Origin of the sequence: Spiroplasma endosymbiont of Tiphia femorata (assembly GCF_964020225.1) — a bacterium.
Lineage (GTDB): Bacteria > Bacillota_I > Bacilli_A > Mycoplasmatales > VBWQ01 > Spiroplasma_E.
Map to the genome: position 1 here is coordinate 1,478,173 of NZ_OZ026544.1, position 20,862 is coordinate 1,499,034.

General features: G+C 24.5%; 21 protein-coding genes and 1 tRNA gene. 1 reads left to right on the forward strand and 21 read right to left on the reverse strand.

The annotated features are described in order from the left end of the window. Positions 1–27 precede the first annotated feature (27 nt). The 19 genes from pyk to AACK83_RS09200 all read right to left on the reverse strand — a co-directional run bounded on the left by pyk (position 28) and on the right by AACK83_RS09200 (position 17,291). Positions 28–1,434, reverse strand: a complete 1,407-nt coding sequence (pyk, locus tag AACK83_RS09110) for a pyruvate kinase (protein ID WP_338957871.1) — start codon at positions 1,432–1,434, stop codon at positions 28–30. A gap of 18 nt (positions 1,435–1,452) precedes the next feature. Further along, positions 1,453–2,505 carry an ATP-dependent 6-phosphofructokinase gene (locus AACK83_RS09115; protein ID WP_252319488.1) on the reverse strand — a complete coding sequence of 351 codons (1,053 nt, stop codon included), beginning with the start codon at positions 2,503–2,505 and terminating at the stop codon, positions 1,453–1,455. Between the two features lie 106 nt (positions 2,506–2,611). Continuing rightward, on the reverse strand, positions 2,612–3,916 hold the full coding sequence (eno, locus tag AACK83_RS09120) for a phosphopyruvate hydratase (protein ID WP_338957874.1): 1,305 nt from the start codon (positions 3,914–3,916) through the stop codon (positions 2,612–2,614). 119 nt (positions 3,917–4,035) lie between these two features. Beyond that, positions 4,036–5,361, reverse strand: a complete 1,326-nt coding sequence (locus AACK83_RS09125; RefSeq protein WP_338957875.1) for a hypothetical protein — start codon at positions 5,359–5,361, stop codon at positions 4,036–4,038. Positions 5,362–5,382: 21 nt separating this feature from the next. Then, positions 5,383–5,862 carry a hypothetical protein gene (locus AACK83_RS09130; RefSeq protein WP_338957877.1) on the reverse strand — a complete coding sequence of 160 codons (480 nt, stop codon included), beginning with the start codon at positions 5,860–5,862 and terminating at the stop codon, positions 5,383–5,385. 344 nt (positions 5,863–6,206) lie between these two features. After that, on the reverse strand, positions 6,207–6,377 hold the full coding sequence (locus AACK83_RS09135; RefSeq protein WP_338957879.1) for a hypothetical protein: 171 nt from the start codon (positions 6,375–6,377) through the stop codon (positions 6,207–6,209). A gap of 29 nt (positions 6,378–6,406) precedes the next feature. Next, on the reverse strand, positions 6,407–7,333 hold the full coding sequence (locus AACK83_RS09140) for a hypothetical protein (protein WP_338957881.1): 927 nt from the start codon (positions 7,331–7,333) through the stop codon (positions 6,407–6,409). 191 nt (positions 7,334–7,524) lie between these two features. Then, the gene (gene gpmI / locus AACK83_RS09145) at positions 7,525–9,060 is read right to left on the reverse strand and encodes a 2,3-bisphosphoglycerate-independent phosphoglycerate mutase (RefSeq protein ID WP_338957883.1); all 1,536 of its coding nucleotides are present in this window, start codon (positions 9,058–9,060) and stop codon (positions 7,525–7,527) included. A 17-nt stretch (positions 9,061–9,077) separates the two neighbouring features. Continuing rightward, a complete protein-coding gene (locus tag AACK83_RS09150; RefSeq protein ID WP_338957886.1) occupies positions 9,078–10,454 on the reverse strand; it encodes a hypothetical protein in 1,377 nt (458 codons plus the stop codon). A gap of 41 nt (positions 10,455–10,495) precedes the next feature. Continuing rightward, on the reverse strand, positions 10,496–11,245 hold the full coding sequence (gene tpiA, locus AACK83_RS09155; protein WP_338957888.1) for a triose-phosphate isomerase: 750 nt from the start codon (positions 11,243–11,245) through the stop codon (positions 10,496–10,498). A 16-nt stretch (positions 11,246–11,261) separates the two neighbouring features. Continuing rightward, positions 11,262–12,011, reverse strand: coding sequence for a glucosamine-6-phosphate deaminase (gene nagB / locus AACK83_RS09160; RefSeq protein ID WP_252319509.1), 750 nt, complete (start codon positions 12,009–12,011; stop codon positions 11,262–11,264). Between the two features lie 27 nt (positions 12,012–12,038). Next, on the reverse strand, positions 12,039–13,232 hold the full coding sequence (gene nagA, locus AACK83_RS09165; protein ID WP_338957892.1) for an N-acetylglucosamine-6-phosphate deacetylase: 1,194 nt from the start codon (positions 13,230–13,232) through the stop codon (positions 12,039–12,041). Between the two features lie 132 nt (positions 13,233–13,364). Beyond that, positions 13,365–13,440: transfer RNA gene (locus tag AACK83_RS09170), tRNA-Phe, on the reverse strand. A 96-nt stretch (positions 13,441–13,536) separates the two neighbouring features. Continuing rightward, the gene (locus AACK83_RS09175; RefSeq protein ID WP_338957895.1) at positions 13,537–14,253 is read right to left on the reverse strand and encodes a hypothetical protein; all 717 of its coding nucleotides are present in this window, start codon (positions 14,251–14,253) and stop codon (positions 13,537–13,539) included. 121 nt (positions 14,254–14,374) lie between these two features. Then, the gene (locus AACK83_RS09180; RefSeq protein ID WP_338957897.1) at positions 14,375–14,563 is read right to left on the reverse strand and encodes a hypothetical protein; all 189 of its coding nucleotides are present in this window, start codon (positions 14,561–14,563) and stop codon (positions 14,375–14,377) included. Beyond that, the gene (locus AACK83_RS09185) at positions 14,535–15,461 is read right to left on the reverse strand and encodes a hypothetical protein (protein ID WP_338957899.1); all 927 of its coding nucleotides are present in this window, start codon (positions 15,459–15,461) and stop codon (positions 14,535–14,537) included. The genes AACK83_RS09180 and AACK83_RS09185 overlap by 29 nt, the downstream gene beginning before the upstream one ends. Before the next feature lie 3 nt (positions 15,462–15,464). Further along, entirely contained in the window at positions 15,465–15,677 is a 213-nt protein-coding gene (locus tag AACK83_RS09190; RefSeq protein ID WP_338957901.1) for a hypothetical protein, read from the reverse strand. Positions 15,678–15,915: 238 nt separating this feature from the next. Beyond that, positions 15,916–17,022: a hypothetical protein gene (locus AACK83_RS09195; protein ID WP_338957903.1), complete on the reverse strand. Its 1,107-nt coding sequence runs from the start codon at positions 17,020–17,022 to the stop codon at positions 15,916–15,918. 20 nt (positions 17,023–17,042) lie between these two features. Then, complete coding sequence (locus tag AACK83_RS09200) at positions 17,043–17,291, reverse strand: hypothetical protein (protein WP_338957905.1); 249 nt, start codon at positions 17,289–17,291, stop codon at positions 17,043–17,045. A 368-nt stretch (positions 17,292–17,659) separates the two neighbouring features. On the opposite strand from AACK83_RS09200, the gene AACK83_RS09205 reads away from it, so the two are divergent. Then, positions 17,660–18,625, forward strand: coding sequence for an ankyrin repeat domain-containing protein (locus AACK83_RS09205; protein ID WP_338957907.1), 966 nt, complete (start codon positions 17,660–17,662; stop codon positions 18,623–18,625). 23 nt (positions 18,626–18,648) lie between these two features. On the opposite strand, the gene AACK83_RS09210 is transcribed toward AACK83_RS09205, so the two are convergent. Next, complete coding sequence (locus AACK83_RS09210; protein WP_338957910.1) at positions 18,649–19,284, reverse strand: hypothetical protein; 636 nt, start codon at positions 19,282–19,284, stop codon at positions 18,649–18,651. Positions 19,285–19,372: 88 nt separating this feature from the next. Further along, complete coding sequence (locus AACK83_RS09215; RefSeq protein ID WP_338957911.1) at positions 19,373–20,860, reverse strand: VWA domain-containing protein; 1,488 nt, start codon at positions 20,858–20,860, stop codon at positions 19,373–19,375. Positions 20,861–20,862 lie beyond the last annotated feature (2 nt).

Here is a 20,862-nt window from a genome sequence, read left to right on the forward strand (position 1 = left end):
TTTCTAATTTACCTCAGTAGTACTAGGTTATTTAACAATAAAAGTTGTAAAAGGATTAGTATTATTATTAATATCTACTACTAATACTTTTGATTTAGTAGGGATTATATAAGTGCTACTAATGCTTTTAACTAATTGCGAAGAATTACTTAATTCTACTGGAATTCCTTCAGTTGCTAAAAAAGTATAAATTCCAAAGTTTATTGCAAATTTATTATAATCAATAACATTATTAACAATAGGAATTATATAAACTGGCAAATGAGCATTAGCAATAGTTCTAATATAATTACTATCTTGACTATTAGTAATTAAATATTGTGGTTTTTCTTCAATAATTTTTTTAATAGTTTTAGCAACTAATTGATCTTTTGTATGCAATAAATCAGTAGCAATTTTAATCTGTTCTTGATGACTTTCAGCATCAACAAGAATTTTACTCATTGTTGCAATTGATAACACAGGATAGTTACCATTAGCAGATTCACCCGATAACATTGTACATGTTGCTCCCCAATCCATAGCAACCCAAACATCAGTAACTTCAGCACGTGTTGGATGAGGGTTATCTATCATTGAATCTAACATTTGCGTAGCAACAATTATCGGTTTGTTAACAGTACGACATTTTTTAATTCATTCACGTTCTAAAAAAGGAACTTTTTCAAAAGGAATTTCAACTCCTAAATCACCACGAGCAACCATAATAGCATCTGATTCTTTTAAAATTTCATCAAAATTATTAACTGCTAATTGTGATTCAATTTTAGCAATGATTTGAATATGTTTACCATCATTATCATCTAAAACTTTGCGGATTTCTTTAATATCAGCTGCTGAACAAACAAATGATGCAGCAACATAATCTACTTTTTGCTGACAACCAAAAATTAAATCTGCTCTATCTTTTTCAGAAATAAAAGGTAAAGATAATTTAACATTTGGAATATTAATAGCACGACGATCTTTAATAGTATGTGTATTTAAAGCTTGACAAATAACAGTATGGTCTTTAACCGCTGTAACCTTTAATGTTAATTTACCATCATCTACTAGTAAATTAACATTAACTTTAATATCCTTTGCTAAATTACCATAATTTACAGAAAACTTATCCGCAGTACCAATAATCTCTTTATTATCAATTATCGTAATAATTTCATTTTTTTTGATTTCTACACTACCCTTTGTAAAGGTATGTGTTCTAACTTCCGGACCTCTAGTATCTAACATAATAGCAACTGGTACATTTAATTGTTTAGATACTTCTCTAATCATTAAAACCCTTGCTAAATGTTCATCATGAGTACCATGAGAAAAATTTAAACGCCCACAAATTGAGCCATTTTCTATTAGTTGTTTAATAACATCAGCAGAATTTGAAGCAGGTCCTAAAGTAGTTACACATTTAGTTCTTTTTATAATTGATATCAAATTATTCACCTCTTTTTATTAAGTATTTTTTTTAAAAATAACTCCTGACAAACGTAAAATTTTATTAGCAACGTTATTTTTATTTATTGAAGGTGTGTTTAATGCATCTTGAATTTCAATAGCTACTAATTTATTATCTTGTAATCCAATACAAATACTAGATTTATTACTATTTGCAAATCTTTCAGCAGCAAAAATACCCATCATTGTTGCTAAATAACGATCAAATGCACTTGGTGTTCCCCCACGTTGAATTTGACCCAATATTACTGCTCTTGTTTCACAATCAGTATCCTTTTCAATGATTTTAGCTATTTTATTAACATCATATTGACGTTCAGTTACTACTATTACTAATGAACGACGTTGTTTTTTAGTGTACAACTGTTTAATAATATCAATCAATGACTGTTCTCCAATTCCTAAATCTTTAGTTGCAACTAAATCACAATTTGCAGCAGCAGCACTGTGAAGAGCAAGGTCACCACAATTACGACCCATTACTTCAACAATCATAATTCTTCCGTGAGAATTAGCAGTTTGACGAATTTTATCAAGATTTTCAACAATTGTATTAAGAGCGGTATCAAAACCAATAGTAAACTCACTTGAACTAATATCATTATCAATAGTACCTGGAATACCCACACATTGAATAGCTGCTTCATTACTTAATTTTTGCAAACCATTATATGTGCCATCACCACCAATAGCAATTAAACCTTCAATTTTTTTAGATTTTAAAATTTCAATACATTTTTTACGAGTTTCTTCTTGCTCAAATTCTCTAAAACGAGCAGACCCAATGATTGTTCCCCCCATCTCAGTTCCTAGATCAATTAAATTTGCTCAATTGTTATCAATAACGTGAATGTCATTTGTCATTATTCCTTTATAACCATTTTTTATTAAAACTAATTCAAATGGTCTTTTATCAGCAGTAGCAATTTTACTATTTTCATGATTTATACCACGAAAAGTCTTATATACTGCATTAATAACATTATTCATACCTGGTGAATCACCACCAGAAGTTAAGATTCCAATTCTTCTTTTATTTAATTCTTGCATATTTAGTCATCCTCTCTTCTAATTACATTATTTTAGTGATAATTATTATAATTTGTTTAAAATTAAAAAGGATATCAGTAAATTTAACCATAAAATATGATTTTAATTAATTAATATTATAAAATACATCGTCACCTAAAAATTTAGCTTGATCTGCTAAATCGGCTTCAATTGTTAATAAACGATTATATTTTGCAACACGATCAGTTCTTGACATTGAACCTGTTTTAATTTGTCCAGTATTAAAAGCTACTGCTAAGTCAGCAATCGTTGTATCTTCAGTTTCCCCAGAACGATGAGATACTACTGCTGTTCACCCAGCTTTTTGACACATTTCAATAGCCTCCATAGTTTCAGTTAATGTTCCAATTTGATTTAGTTTAATTAATACTGAATTAGCAACGTTTTTAATAATTCCTTCTTTAATAATTTTTGGATTAGTAACGAATAAATCATCACCAACAACTTGGAATTTACCTTCTGATTTTTCTAATAATAATTTAAATCCTTCTCAATCACCTTCAGCCAAACCATCTTCAATTGAAATAATTGGATATTTTTTAGTTAAATCAACTAAATAATCTACTAGTTGCGCTGAAGTTAATAATTTTTCAGTATTTTTACTTTTACCATCTTTATTGCCAAAAACATATTTACCATTTTTATAAATCTCTGATGATGCACAATCCATAGCAATTTTTATATCTTTATTTGGAGTGTAACCCGCTTTTTTAATAGCTTCAACAATTAAATCTAATGCTTCTTCAGTTGATTTTAAATTAGGAGCAAAACCACCTTCATCACCAACTGCAGTAACTAAACCCTTACCTTTTAAAATACTTTTTAAAGCATGAAAAGTTTCAGCAGCCATTTGGATTGCCTTTGAAAATGTTTTAGCACCAACTGGCATTATTAAAAATTCTTGAAAGTCAATATTATTATCAGCATGAGCACCACCATTAATTACATTTAACATTGGGACTGGCAACTGACAAGCATTAGTACCACCTAAGTATGTATATAAGGGCACATATAATTCATCAGCGGCAGCTTTAGCAACTGCTAATGATACCCCTAAAATAGCATTGGCACCTAATTTTGTTTTATTTTCTGTTCCATCTAACTTAATCATTGTTTGATCAATTAATCTTTGATTAGTAACTTCCAAACCAATAATGGCTTCGGCAATATTTTCATTAATATTTTTAATAGCTTTCATAACACCAAGTCCACCATAAACTTTAGTATCTTTGTCTCGTAGTTCTAAAGCTTCTCTAGTACCTGTTGAAGCACCTGATGGCACTAAAGCAATCCCGTATCCACCATCTTCAGTTCAACATTCAACTTGAATAGTTGGATTTCCTCTTGAGTCTATTACTTGTAGTGCTCTAATATCAATAATGCAAGACATATTTGTTAATTCCTTCTTTCTTTAATATTTCACTAATTATTATACAGAAAAAAATATTGTTTAGAATCAAAAAAGCACAAATATTTTTTATTTGTGCTTCTAAAATAATGATGATTTAATTACATTTGTTGTTGTTGTGAATGTTGAGTTGTACTACTTGGTGATGATGTATCATTAACTTTAGCAGCAGTATCACTATTTCATGGTTTTGGAGTTACTCCATCATCCTCTGGTATTAAACTTTCAGGATTATTAAGAGCAGTAATTATTGCTTCCATTAATTCATCAGTTTCAATCGTTTTTTGATTAAAATTATTACTATTAGATAAATCTTTTCTGTTAATAGTTACATTTTGTTTTACTTCATCTCTATAAAAGATATAACTTATACTTTTAAAATTATCATCTTTATCAAAAGTTAAAGAAAAATCAACTTCATTTTTAGTTAAATATGATAATGCACGAATTTGTTCAGGACTAAGTTTCACTTCTGCTTTTAATGGAATTCCAAGTTCATCATTACATAAAACATAACATTTTCCATTAAAAATATTAAAATTAAAAGTTTTAATATTTTTTGAAAATAAGTTTGATTTTAAATCATGTATTGGTCTTACTGTTCTTGTTTCTGATACTCTTACTTTTGCTTTCTGATTTATGATACTAAGTTGTTCTTTATCTTCATCACTTAACTTATTAGAGCAATTTACTTTTTTATTATTTTCATCAAAATAATATGCTCTTAAAAATTTTCCATCACACTTATTAAATAAAATAACAGTATTTGCATTATTATTTTTATCTATTAAATTTTTCAAAATATCATTTTCATCTTTTTCTAATTTTAATTTTTTATCCAATGTTTGCTCATCAGTTGTTATGTTTAAATCTCATAATTCTCTACTATCATCTCATTTTAAATTAATAACATTTTTAACGATAACTGGAGATAATTTTGTAGCTGATGGTTTTGGTGATATTACCTGTTCAGCAGCAGCTCTTGCCACTTTAACTTGTGATCCATTTTCTCCACAGTGAATACCCTTTAATCCATTAGGAAATAAATTATTATTTGCAAAACTTTTTCTTAACTCTAATAAAGAAAGTGTTCCAATACATTGTAGTTGATTTTGATCAGCAATAACTACTCATTTTTCTACTAAATTATTACTTGGGTTTTTTGCAAAGTATACTTTTTGATACTTACCAGCAACTTCTATATCATTTCATATTTTTTTATTATCCCGAGAAAGTTCTTGTTCAAAAATTACATTTTCTGGATCTGATTTAGCATCTGATATTTTTATTTTACCATCTTCTATTACTAAACTATACAAACCTTCTATGCTATTATTTTGTAATGTTTCAATGATATTATTTGTAATCGATAAAGGTTCAGGTAAATCTTCTGGTAACACTTCTGGTGCAATAACTAAAAAACGCATAGCAACTAAATCAATTTCTTCTTATTCTTCTTTAACAACAGATGCTAATCCAATATTAATTGTTGGTTCTATAGTAAATCCCAATTGTGGAGGAGTACTTAATGCTTTTAAATCATCAAATTGCTGGTCGGTTAAAGATTTAACTTTATGTCCTTGATATTTTACATTATCATATAATCATCCTAGAACAGGTTTTTTTGTTATTTTATAGGTTTCTCAAAAAATTTCTCCATTTTCGTTAATCTTTTTATTTAAATAAAAAATATCATTATCAGTAATACTTTGAGCAGTTGTTGAGATTATAAAAGTATCATTTGGATCAGTAACATTTTTAATAAAAATTTCATTTCCTTGACGATAAATAAAATAGTCTTTTTCAACATTCACTAAGTTTAAATGTTTTTTAAAATCTTCGATCATTGTACTATTTGAAGAATAATCATTAATTTTATACTGTTCCACATCTCAAACTGGGTTTGATTGTTCAAATGGATTTCGCAACTGTGGAGTATCTAATAAACTTTTAATCTTTTGATTAATTAAAACATCATTTTCTTTAAACAGTCCAGAATTTATAAAAATTTCATTAAATTTTAATAAATTTATACTTCCTAATAATCCTAATTCAGGTCTTATTTCACCTTCAGATTCATCAAATAAAATTTTATATACTTTAATTTTAGTATTGTCAGTTTCATCGTCAACGAAAACTAATTGGTCTTTTTTAAATATACTTTGATCATTTTGAATTAATGATTCATCACTAATAAATATAGTATTAACTAATGAACCACTATCAACAACAAATTTTCCATCTTGATTTAAACTAACTATTTTTTTTACTTTTAATGGATTAATATTGAAAGAAGAATTCTTCTTTCAATATTAAGTGTATTCTTTTTTGAATATAGGTCATCCTCTACTTCAATAGCAATATCTTCAACATCACTTATTTCTGATTGATATATACTTCTCATAATGTTTGTAAATCATTTAAAATTTTCCATTAGTGGCATTTTTATATTTTCTCCTTTAATTATTACATTTATGGTGTTGGTGTAGATAAAACTGACTTAACGTTTTGTTCTACTGGTTTTGATGGTGCTTCAGTACCATTAATTTCCTTTGCAGGAAAAGAATTATTACTTTGTACTTCTTTTTTAGGTGCAACAGAATTATTTTGTGAATGTTGTGAATGTAAAGAAGAGGCTGTACTAATTACTCTTTCAAGAGTATCAATTAATTTTTCATCAATTTTTATATCTTTCCTCTTATGAGTCTGGTTATCAATAATATATGCAAACAAAATCTTTCCATTTTTATCAACTTCAATATTTATACTACCATTACGAGGACATTTTTTGGCTACAAAGTTTTTAAATTCCTTAGCATCATTTACATCTACAGGAACAATTGTTTTGTTTTTATTATCAATAAACAAATAACACGTTCCATTTTCAGCAAATGATAATTTCATAGGCTCTTCAAATCTTTTTATAATATTAACATTAAGATCATCTAACTCTTCTTTATATTCTTCATTATTTAAATTATTGGATTCTGATTGAGTTTTTAATAATAATGCCAGTAATTCTTTTTTACCTAAATATTCAAGAATAATCTTATCATTTTCTTTTTTAGTTCGATATAAATGTACTAGAGAACTATCTAATTTTTCTTTTACTATTACTAGTTGTTGTAATTGATCACTATTAATTGCTAAAGGTGGTTGTTGAATAATACTAACATTTTCATCATTAGTATTTTTTACTAAACGTCCCTTTTCATCTACATATACAAGTTCAATAATATATTTTTTTAAACTACTATCTAATTGTGTTTTTATATCATCAATCTTAACTTCCAAACTATTTAAAGTTATATTGGGTGATGATTCATCTTTTTTAGAACTTAATGATTTTTGTAGAAAGTCATTAAGTTCTCGATATTCTACTGTTTCTGATAATGGCATACTTTACCTCCATAATTTTTAATAAATGTATAGATTTCTAAAATAATATAGGAACTAAATATAATAAACCCCTTATATTTATTTAAAAAAATAAAAGGGGAAACACTATATTTAATTCATATGCCTATATTTTAATACTTTTATATTCTTAAAACAAGCACTTATCAATAAAAAGAAAAATCAATATATTTCTATTTAATAATTAAAGACTCACTGGTCATAACAGTTGGTTTAACTAAACCCAAAACGTCTAATAGCGTTGGAGCAATATTTGCTAAGCAACCACCTGATTTTAATTTTAATCCTGTTTTACAAATAATAAATGGTACTGGTTGCGATGTATGTTTTTTATTAGGATTACCCTCTTTATCAATCATGATTTCAGCATTACCATGATCAGCAGTAATCATTAAAATACCATTCACTTTTTTTATTGCTTGATACAATTTTCCAATACATTCATCAATAACATCAATCGCATCAATGGCAGCATTTAAAACACCAGTATGACCAACCATATCAGGATTAGCAAAATTTAAAACCATAACATCATATATGTTTTTAGAAATTTCACTTTCTAAACGAGTAGTAATTTCGCGAGCACTCATTTCTGGTTTTAAGTCATAAGTTGCTACTTTTGGTGAAGGAATTAAAATTCTTGTTGATAGTGGATATTCAACATCAACACCACCATCAAAAAAATAAGTTACGTGTGCATATTTTTCAGTTTCAGCAATTCGTAATTGATGATATTGATTTTTACTTAATCATTCCCCTAAAGCATCAAGCATTGATATAGGTGGAAAAATAACACCTTGTGGTTTAACACTTTTAGCATATTCCATCATTGAAATAAAAAAAGTATTTTTTAATGTTGGTATTTTCATACTAATATTAAAATCATATTTATTATTTGTTAATGCTGATGCTAATTGAATTGCACGATCAGGACGGAAATTAGCAAAAATAATGCTATCGTTATTCCTAATATTACCATTATTAATTTCAGAATTATAAGCAGGCATAATAAATTCATCATTACGACCAGCGCTATATTCTGCATTAACATAAGCAATAGGATCAATAAATGAAGCACCTTCATGATTAACTATTACATCATATGCTATTTTTAAACGATCTCAACGTTTATCGCGATCCATAGCATAATATCTTCCTGAAATAGTAGCAAGCATACCAATGCCTAATTGTTTCATAGTTTTTAATAACTGTTCAATATAAATTTTAGAAATATCAGCTTTTGTATCACGACCATCTAAAATAGCATGAACATAAACATTCTTAAAATTTTGTTGTTTAGCAATTTCTAATAATGCTAAAATATGATTAATATGAGCATGTACTCCACCATCACTTAGTAAACCAATAATATGAACATTACTATTATTCTTTTTGGCATGATTAATTGCTGACAATATTGTTTCATTTTTAAAAAATGTTTTATCATTTATTGACTTATTAATTAATGTTAATGACTGATAAATTACTCTACCGGCACCAATTTGTAAATGTCCAACTTCAGAGTTGCCCATTTGTCCTTCTGGTAAACCAACTGCAAGGCCAGAAGCTGAAACTTCAGTATGCGGATAAGTTTTTAATAAATAATCCAAATTAGGTTTTGTTGCAAAACTAATAGCATTAGTTGAACTAGATTTTGCAATACCAAAACCATCTAAAATACATAGTAATATTGGTTGTTTTGTTTTCATAAATTTCACCTCATATTTTATTTAATAACTTGTAACTGATGTTTAAAATTATCAGATTTAAAAATAGTAATCATTTTAGTAATAAAATCAGTAATACATTGATAATGAACAGTACTCAAAATAACAATATCTTTTTTAAAGACTATTTTAATAGATTGCTTTTTAGTAATTTTAGTAATTATTGTTTTTAAATCACAAATTGATTTTAAATCTTCACTTAATAAAATAACCATACTAGGATTATCACTAATATTATTAGAAAGAAATAAAATAGTATTACTACTATTAGCTAATAAATTGTGTCCTTTAATTTCCATTAAATTATAATCTAATAAATCATTATTAAAAGAATAATGAGTAATTTTCAAATTATCAATGACTTCTGAATAATAACCATAAGCAAAAGTCTGTGATAAATTTTCTAATATATCTTGAGATACTATCCGCCATTTTGAAAATGACTTCAATAGTTCATTATGTATTTTTTGTAATTGTCATAAATCTTGATAATTAGTAATATTAGTTATCGGTGCTATTAGTTGAATATTTTCGGGCTGATTAATTGCTCTAATTTTTTTATTAATAGCATTAATAGCAATAATGATTGGTTTTTTAGCATTAATAAAAAAGTTTTCAATTCGTTGTTTATTACCTGCTATTAATGTTATTTTTCGCTGATCTTTATTAGTTTTAATAGCAACAACTGCTATTTTTTGCAAATTAATAATTTCTTGTAATTCAACTTCATTAAATTTTTTTAAATAACTATATTCTTTTTTATTTTGCAATAAAATTAACTGTTCTAATGATAATTTTTGTTCTAATAAAGAATTAATGATAAATTCACTTTGCAATATTTGTTTTCTATTTATCTTTAAATTATTAAGAGCAACAATAAAATTTTGTTCAGTAATAGAAATAGAACTAAAATTAGAAGTTTTATAATTTAATTGTTTCATCAAACTATTTATAAATAATTTAGCACCAATTTTATTATTAACTAATGATTGATGATGACTTTCATTGATAGTTAAATACAATGGAATATCGTTAATAACGATTGGTCCACTATTAACCTTAACTAAATGAATATAAGTATTAGGAATAAGAGTATTATTAACATCAATTACTTCACCAGTAAAATATTCATTAGTAATAATACCTTTGTCACTAACAATACTATCACTACTAGGAGCAAAAATAGTTTTAGTACAAATAATAAAGCCAATTTGTTCTAATTGATTAGTGTCTTCACCATTTTTACTAAACAATGCTAAAATTTCTGACTTATTCCTAAAAGCATTGACAAAAGTGGTTGCCGGAAAGGCACGATGTTTAATTTTTTTTGTTAGTTTTGTTCACATACTTTTAATTTGTATCTTTGATAATTCCATGTTTAGTTAACTCCTTATTTTTATTAGTAATTTAAATAGAGTTAAATTAGTAAATCAAAAAAAGATTGTGGTACTAATGAAGCACCTCCAACTAATGCACCATCAATGTCGGGTTCAGAAAGTATTAATTTAATATTATCGGGTTTTACTGAACCACCATACTGAATACGTACTTGTTCTGCAACATTTTTATTATATAATTCACTAATAAATTCACGAATCATTTTACAAACCGTTTGGGCTTGTTGAGCTGTTGCTGTTTTACCAGTACCAATTGCTCATATTGGCTCATAGGCAATTACTAACTTAGCAATATTTTCTACTTTAATATTTTTTAATGCTAACTTAATTTGATTTTTAATTACTTCATTAGTTTCTTTATTTTCATATTGGTTTAAAGTTTCACCACAACATAAAATTGGTATAATATTAGCATTAAATAGTGAATGTATTTTTTTATTTATTGTTTCATCTACTTCATTAAAATACATTCTGCGTTCAGAATGACCAATAATAACATGACTAACCATCATATCTTTTAGCATCTTAATTGAAATTTCACCAGTATATGCACCTTCGGTTTCATAATGACAATTTTGAGCTGCAATAATTAAAGCAGAAGTTTTATTCATTTTTAGTAAGGGTAAATTAGTAAAACTAGCTGCTATTCCATAATCATATTTAATATTTTTAGTTTTTATTAATTTATTAAATTCATTTAAAAAAAATTGAGTTTCTTCTATATTTTTATACATTTTTCAATTTCCAATAATAATCTTTTTACGTTCCATTTGTTTCTCCTTTAAGTTAATTTTTTTTTGATATAGTTGGTTTTAATAATGCTGCTGCTTCTTCATCAATAATAATTGTAACATCATCATGATTTTGTAAAAAAGTACATGGATAATTTGGAGAAACTTTACCTTCAACTAACTCTCGAATAGCTTGTGCTTTATTAGTTCCTGTAGCAATTAAAACAATCAATTTAGCTTGTAAAATAGTATGAATGCCCATCGTAACAGCTTTGGTTGGTACATCTTCAACTTTAGAAAAAAATCTTTTATTAGCTTCAATTGTTTCTTTAGTTAAATTAACAACATGTGTTTTACTACTTGCAAGAGTACCTGGTTCATTAAAAGCAATATGACCATTAGTACCTAAACCCAATATTTGTAAATCAATTGGTCCTTTTTCTTTTAATAATTTTTCATATTCTTCCACATTTTGGTCTAAATCACCAATACCTTTAGGAACATACGTATTTTTTAAATTAAGACTTTTAATATGATTAAATAATTGATGATTCATAAAATAACGATAACTTTTTACATGATCTGGAGTTAAACCAACATATTCATCTAAATTAAATGTTACAACTTTTGATCAATCTCTTTTGTTATTTTTTGCATCTGCTATTAATAAATTATATGTTTCAATTGGACTACTTCCTGTTGCTAATCCTAAAATAGCATTTGGTTTAACTTTAATAATATCAATAATAATTTTACTTAATAATTGAGCAACCTCAGTTTTATCTTTTAAAATAATTAATTTCATAATTTAAAAACCCCTTACATTACTTACTTATTCTTGTTGATACGCAATTTTTCCTTCGCATATTGTTAAAAAAATATCATTATTCTTAGTTAATACAATAATATCTGCTAATTTACCAATAACAATATCACCCGTTTTATTTGCAATTCCTACTTGTTTAGCACTATTATAAGAGGCCATTTTGATGCAATCTTGTCAATTATTATTAGTAATTTTTAATAAATTTTTAAAACCAGCAATCATTGTTGCAATGCTGCCTGCCAATTTTCCGGTTGCTTCAACAGTAACCTTATTATTACTTTTAATGACAGGTAATGGTCCCAATAAATACTTACCATCAGGCTGTCCCTTTGCACTCATGGCATCAGTAATCATACAAATTCCATCGGCACCTTTAATTTTATATGTTATTGCTAAAATATCAATATCAACATGAATTCCATCACAAATTAACTCAGTAACTAATTGATCATAATATAATGATGCTGGAACAACACCAGGATCGCGATGATTATAGGGACTCATTGCATTATAAAGATGGGTAATATGCGTTAAACCATATTCAACAGTTTTAGTTATTTCTTTAAAAGTAGCATTACTATGACCAACACTAGGAATAATATTATTTTTAATTAATGAAGAAATAAAATTTGAATTTTTATTATTTAAATTAGGATCTATCTCAGGAGCATAAACAATAAATTTTAAATTTTTGTTACTAATTATATTTCAAGATTTTACTAAATTAAGATCAGGAACATGAAGTAATGACGGAGTATGTGCTCCTTTTTGTAATTCTGAGATAAAAGGTCCTTCTAAATATGCACCAATAATTCGTGCCTTGTTACCTTTATTTTCTGTTTTCATATACTTAGCAAATACTGAAAGAATATTATCAATTTCTTTTTTACTGGCAGTAACTGTTGCATAACAAAACTTTGTTACTCCCTCTTTTGGAACTAATTTTGCAAAATTATTAATTGATTCAATGGTACCATCCATTAAACTATAGCCATAACCTCCATGTACATGTAAATCAATAAAACCAGGTATTATTGTTTGATTATGACATTCAATAACCTGAGCATCTTGAAATTCATAATTATACTTTCCTTCATTAATTTGGAAAATTAAATTATCTTTAATTACTAAAAAACCATTATTTATTATTTTCTTAATGCTAATTATTTTCGCATTATTTAAAACTAAAATTTTAGACACTAATACCCTTCTTTCTAGAATTATTAATTGTTTAAAATTGCTAATGACACTATTATACCTAAAATTTTAACTTAAACCTAAATCTAAGAAAAATAATTAAAAAAAAGGCTTAATTGCCTATATTTTAAATAATGGTGGCTCGAAGCGGATTCGAACCACTGACACTTCGCTCTTCAGGCGAATGCTCTACCAACTGAGCTACCGAGCCGTTACCTATACAATAATAGCATATAAAAGTAAAAAATAACAAGGGGTTAAAACTTATTTTTTAATTTATTTAAATATATATTTATTTTTTTACTAATTATCTTCTAATTACATATCTTCTTCAACAAGGTTTTTCAGTTTTTGGCATTAAGTGATTTGAGTCTCTTCTAATTTCTTCTTTTCAATTATTATTTGATAAATCAGTAGACCCATTTTCTTTAGCAATATTTGCTTGTAAAAATATATTATTACCAATAATATTTAATGATTCACTTCTTTGAAATTCATGATCACTACACACATCATTTACTAAACTTTTGACAATCTCACATAATTTTTTACAAGTATCTAATATCAATTTATATTTTTCTTTACCTTTTCATTTTTCAATTAATGATTCACAATTTTCGATAAATTTATCCTGTCATTCTTTAAACTCTTCGGAATTAATTGTCTTAGTTAAATCACCATCACAATAATAAGTTAATATTTCTTTTCAAACATTACGTCATACTTTTCTCATATTATTATGAGGAGTTTTAACTTTCAATTTTTTAATCAAAAAATCAAAATCTTGAATTTTATTTCTTCTTCAACAATTTAATAATGCAGTAATAATTGGAATTACTAATTGTTTATTATTTATTTTTTCTATTATTTCTTGTTTTTTATTTTCAAGATCTTCTAATCTAGTTATACGTTCTTTTTCTAATTCTTGTAAAACATTAAAATACTCTTGATATTCTCTTATTGCTTGTGAATATATTATTAATTTAATTATTACTTCTCATTTGTTTATAAGTTTAATATCCATTTTTATCATTCTTTCCATTAGTTCAAATATATCTCTATAACCCACTATTTAATCCGATAATTTATTTATATTTTATAAAAATTCAATATCTATAATTTTAATAATTTATTTTATTAATAACTTATGTTACAACTGTTTGTTTAGGAGAATGAAAATTAATATTCATATCAATATTAATACTTTCACCAAAACTATCACTTCACTCACTAATGCCGCTTTCAGAAACAAGACATGTATCAGAATCTAATTGAGATGATAAATCATTATCATCATTAATAACTTTAATTTCGTATTTTTTTTTGAAGTTCAATATTTTTTAAAACATCTTTAAATAAAGTTACTGCAAAATTACTAATTAACTCTATTTTTAAACTATTAAATTCAAGATTTTTAATTACTTTTTCACATGTAGCAATAAATTCGACTTTTCACACTTCATATTCAGAAAATTTTAAATTTTTAGATTTGTTTTGTTCTAAATAAAATGCTAATAGTTTAGCAGATAAATCCAATTCTGCTTTTTTAAGTGTTGACTGATCTAGTGATTTAGTATAAAGATCTTTAAATTTTTTTAAAAAAAATTCTTTTTCTGCAATCTTTTCACCTAATTTAATTTCTCAATTTTTGTTACTTTTCTTTAACTGTCTACATTTTCAAATCTTATAAAATCATATGTTTTTTATTTTTTGTAGCTTCATATTGTTTTTTTCTATTTTATCTGTAATAACTTTTATTTTTAAATTAATTTCTTTTAGAACTGATTCTTGATTATCTTTTAGATTGTTATATTGTTCATTAACTAATTTATGATTGGCAAACGCTACTTGAAAACTTAATATTTCTTTACTATTAATTGTTTCATAAATAAATTTTTCCATTAAATTTTTTACTTTTATAACTTCCAATTCATGTTTGTTTTGAAAAGTTTCATCACGAAATACATCTAAAAATAAAGTTTGTACTGTATTAGTTATTATTTTAATATTTTCTAAATCAAATCCTTGTAATTCATTCATTTTTATATTAGCAAATTCAATAAATATCTTTTTTCATTGTTCATATTCATAAAAATATAATCTTTTACCATTTAAAGAATTATCATCAAAATATAAGGATAATATTTTCCAATAAATATTATGTTCAGCAAATCGTAATTTTTTTTCTGCTAAACTTCTTTTTGTTTTTAAAAATTGAATATTTTTTGACAAAAATTATTTTTTTATTTTATTTTTTAAATTTAATTGTCTATTATTGTTTGAATTTATAAAAGCATTATATCTATCTAAACAACTATAATATTGTTTTAAAATTTCATTTAAATCATTAAAAGATTTATTATATTTTTTCATTTGTTCATCTTTTTTTGCTTCTTTAATAAATTGTTCTACTTTTTCTTCATTAAATAAGAAATCTAACTCTGACACTTAAATCTCTCCTTAACATATTTAATTTGTTTTTAATTAATATTGTTTGCTAATGAATTATATAAAAATAATAAAAAGCCACACTAATAAATTTAATTTATTAACAGGCTTAATTTTACAAATATATAATTCCTAACAATAATACACCTATAATCATTTGTAAAGGGAAAATTATTATTAAAATCATAATTTATTTCTATTTTATACAATATATTTTATTAAAATAAAAAAATAAACTTTACATATTAAATGGTCTATTTTCTAAATTTGTTACTACACTAGAAGTATTATTAATCAAACTTATATTTTCAGGAAAATCTTTTTCACTAATAACTGTGATTGCCACTTCTTCTTGAAATTCTTTATTTGTAACAATATTTTTTTTAAAATTTTGAAGAATTTCAATAAAATTACTTAAACTTTTAAATTTCTCACGTTCTGTAATATAAAATCTCTGGTTTTTACATACTTTAATAAAGTTATCTATTCATTTTTGAAATTCTTCAATTTTTATTTCTTTATTATGATTTGTTTCTTTTAAATATAAAATTAAAATAAGATTTCATATACCACGAAGTGCAAAAATAAATTTAGAATGTTTATATTCTTCAATTAATTTAAGTGTATTAATTATTTCTTCTATTGCTACTAATTCAACTTCCATTTTTAATAAAGAAAAAGTATTGTTTTCATTTTCTTTCTTTTTAATTTTATTTTTATATTGTTCATTTCTTTCAAATAATTCTTTTGATATCTTTGTGACTATATCAATAGTCTCTCTTATTTCATTTCTTTTAAGAAGAAATAATTTATAATCAACTAGTATATCGTATTTTTTAATAATTGATATTTCTCTAATATATTTTGGTATTTTTTTGGTAAAAATAGGTAATTGTTCCATATATGTTTTAAATATTTTAGTATTTATAATTTCAAGTGCATCATTAAAAAGATTAAAAGATATTACATCTTCTATTTCTAATTTAGACTTTTCTTTTTCAATATTTAAATTATATTTTCTTTGAAAAGTTTCATCACGAAATACATCTAAAAATAAAGTTTGTACTGCATCAGTTATTATTTTAATATTTTCTAAATCAATTCCTTCAAGTTCATTCATTCTTATATTAGAAAATTTAATAAATATCTTTGTTCATTGTTCATATTCAGAAAAATCTAACCTTTTGCCTTCTATAGTAGTATCATTAAAATATAATAATAATATTTTTAAATAAATAATATGTTCCATTTCCCGTTTTGGTGCATTATCACGTAGTTCTAATAAAATATTATGTATTTCTTCCAACATATTTGCTTTCTTTTCTAAGTTTTCTATTAAAAACATTTTTTTATTATTTTCCTTTTTTAAAAAAAAGAATTTATTTTTTTTATTTTTTTATTATCAGGAGCCGTTTCTGCTCTTAATTGTTCTCTAATTTTTTCTATATCTTTTAAAAATTCATCTAAATCATAAAAAAAATTCATATATTGACATTCACCATTTAATATGACTTCTTTATAATCATTAAAAAAAATTTTTATTTCATCACTATTTTTTAGTAAAATAAGAAATTTGTTTATTCTTTCTTTTTCTAAATGTTCTAATCTTGGCATTAAAATTTCTCCTCATAAAAATGTTAATTTAAAATATAAATTATAATATTAAAAAACCTTATTAATAAATAAATCTATTAAAAGGCTAATTTTGCAAATATTATAATTACTATTGATAATACACTACTATAAAATAATAATTAAATCAAACTATACAAAACACTTATTTTATAATCATTTATTTACATTCTTTAAATTATTTTTAATTAAATATTCAAAACCTTAAAAATACAAAAAAGCATATTAATTGATAGATTAAAAAAATAAATTATAATTTTATTAATTTAATAATTGTTTATTCCTAGTATAGATATTTTCTATATTAGGATTTTTATTAAATTGTTAGAAGAAAAGGAGCATTAAAAGATATGACTAAAAATGAGAAATTAATGATTGCTATTGAAGAAGGTAATTTTAAAAAAACTATGAAATTAGTAAAAAATGGCGCTGATGTCAATTATAGAAACTTTAAATATTCCATTTGTAAAAAACTTACCGGTAAAGTGACTTCTTATCCAGATAAAAATACTAGTGGTAATACTCCATTAATGAAAGCCGCCAAAAAAGGGTATTTAAATATAGTTAAATTTTTAGTTGAAAACGATGCAGATGTTAATCAAATAAATTTACGTGGTGAAACTGCTTTAGATCGAGCTATTGAAAATGGTCATTTAGATGTAATTAAATTTTTGAAATCATGTTCACCACAAGCAAGAGAAAGAGAAAAAAATAAACAATTAATGAATGCAGTAAAAGAAAATGATTTAGAAAAAATTAAACTTTTATTACTAAATAATGCTAATGTCAACTATACAAATTCAGATATTTTTACTTATACTTATAGAATAAAAGAAAATTCTTTTCAAAAAAATATAAAAATTGGTAGTGGTAATAGCGCTTTAACAAAAGCCGCCAAAAAAGGATATTTAAATATAATTAAATTTTTAGTTGAAAACGATGCCGATGTTAACCATATAATTAATTATAATAAAGAAAGTGCTTTAACACGAGCTGCTCAAAATAATCACTTAGATGTTATTAAATTTTTAGTAGAAAATAACGCTGATATTAATCATACAAATCAAAATGGTAAAACTGCCTTAATTCTAATTGCTGATAATAATAATATAGAGGGAGTTAAGTTTCTAATAGAAAATGGTGCTAAAATTGAATGTATAGATAATTTTTGAGAATCAATAAATAAAGTGAATCTAGAAGTGAAAGAATATTTGCAATCATGAATTTTAAACTCAAGTAAAAATGAAATAAATTCACCTAACTATAGTAATCAACCAACAACAAATATCAAAAAACAAAGTTTGCTAATGATCTAATTAAAAATCTAAAATAACTTTTATTATTTCTTACCTTTAATATTTCTAACTTCTTTTAATTGTTTTTTTAACATTTTTAATTGTAATTGTAAATCTTCATATGATGGTAAATCATCACTTTTAATTTCTTCTTTTTTGTTTTTACTATAATCATTACTTTTTTTTGATAACTGTGGAGGATTAACTCATAAATTTTTTAAGCCATATCAAAAAATAGTAAGTAAACTTAAACCAATACCTGCTCAAGGAATTGTTCATAAATCTTTAAAAGGAATAGTTTGAAAATTTCTAATATTAAAGTAATTAAAAAGTACTAATACAAAAAGTATCAATACTAAGGTTATTAATAACATGTGTATAGCAAAAACTGATCTTGAAAAAGGTTTTTTAATAAAAATTAATGGTATTAAATAAGTTAAATTAAAAATCAATAATGTTCCAAAAGTATATAAAGAAACTATACTATCACTAGTCATTAATTGTTTATAAAAACTACTAGTAATTGGTTCTTTATTAACGATTAAAGCAATAATAATAGCAATATTGTTTTTTAATGGAACACCTCAATTAAATAATGGAAAAATTGATAAACTAATTGTTACTGTTAAAACACTAATAATAACTAATGTTTTGCTTAAAATTAAATTATTTTTTTTCATATTATCCATCTCTCATTATCAGTTTACTTTTTCACTCTAATAATATTTTATCATTATTAAAGCAAAAAAATAACTATCAAAATTAAGATTAAGATTTATTTTTAGTTTTAACTAAATTTAATGCAATTTTTCGCGCAGCAAATGGATCGCGAGGATCATAATGTCAATAATTAGTAAAATATTTTTTAAAATTATTAGACAATGTTGAAGAAGCAATATTAATAGCATGAAAGCGATTAGCTTTTGCTTTTAGTTGCAACATTAAATTAATATTATTTTTAGTAATATTAGCAGATAAAAAATCAGAAACTACCAATAAGTCTGCATTATGATATGTTTTAGATTGCATAATTGTTAAAGCGTGACTAATAGCTGGATTAATATTAGTATGTCCTTTAAAACTATGACCTAAAAAATGAATTAGATTGGGAATTGATGAAACTAAATTAGATAAATCATAAGTTTCAAATTTACCAGAAAAATTGATCATATAGCATGGTCTTTTTTCTTGTAAAGCAATTTTACTAATAGCAAGCGCAATTGATTTTGCAATAATTTCTGGACTATGACTCATCGATTTAGATGTATCAATGCATAAGATAAAAGGGCCTTCACTTTCGGGAATTGGTACTTCTACAACTTCTTCAACAAGATGTTCAGTGGCAACTAAATCCATTGATTCAAACTCTGTAATTGCTAACTTTTCTTCAACAAATTTTTTATAAAAAATAGCATTTAACTCTGGAATAGCAAGATTAACTAATTCTAATGGTAATAAATGTTCTAAATCTTTACCCTCGGTAATTCCTACTATTTCTTCAGGCCATTTTCCTAATGGCTTTAATTGATATTCAATTTGTACTTTTTGATGAACCTGCTTTTCTGTTAAACCCGAAATTCCTTTTCAACGACCAAGTAGTCTAGCAATTTCAATAATAGATGGATTCTTATTTAAAATTTCACCATATTGTATAATAGTATTTAAATTAATTTTTTTAAAATCATTTAAATCTCCTTCTCAAAATTGTCCAAAAAAATTTCAAGCAAAACCAACAATATGTCTTACTTCATTAATAATTTTAATATTATTACTTCACATTGTTAAATATTTTTGACGCATTTGCATAGTTTCAAATAATTTATAATTTACAATTCTTTGAACAATTAAACTTTCTCAATGTCTTATAAAATTATCAAAAGTTAATTTACTATTAAGTTTACGATCCTTAAATTTTTCTTGAAAATAATGAAAATAATTAATCATTGGTGAATCAAGAATTTTTGCCCTAGTGTAAATTTCTTGTCAATTATTTTTTAATCTATCAATACCATTAATCATAACTCAGAAATATAATCGTAATTCTCTTTTAATGATGGGACTAATAACAATATTTTTACTTTTTTCTAAAACTTCATTTAAATAAAAATGACTAATTTGTTGATCAAATTCTGGAGCTAATCAAGCAAAATTTTTTTTAAATCAAGTAAAACTACTTAAATTTGTTTCTGATAAAGACATTTTTTTCAATTTAGTTTCTAAAATTTGTGAAACATGGGATTCAATTAATTGTTCCATAA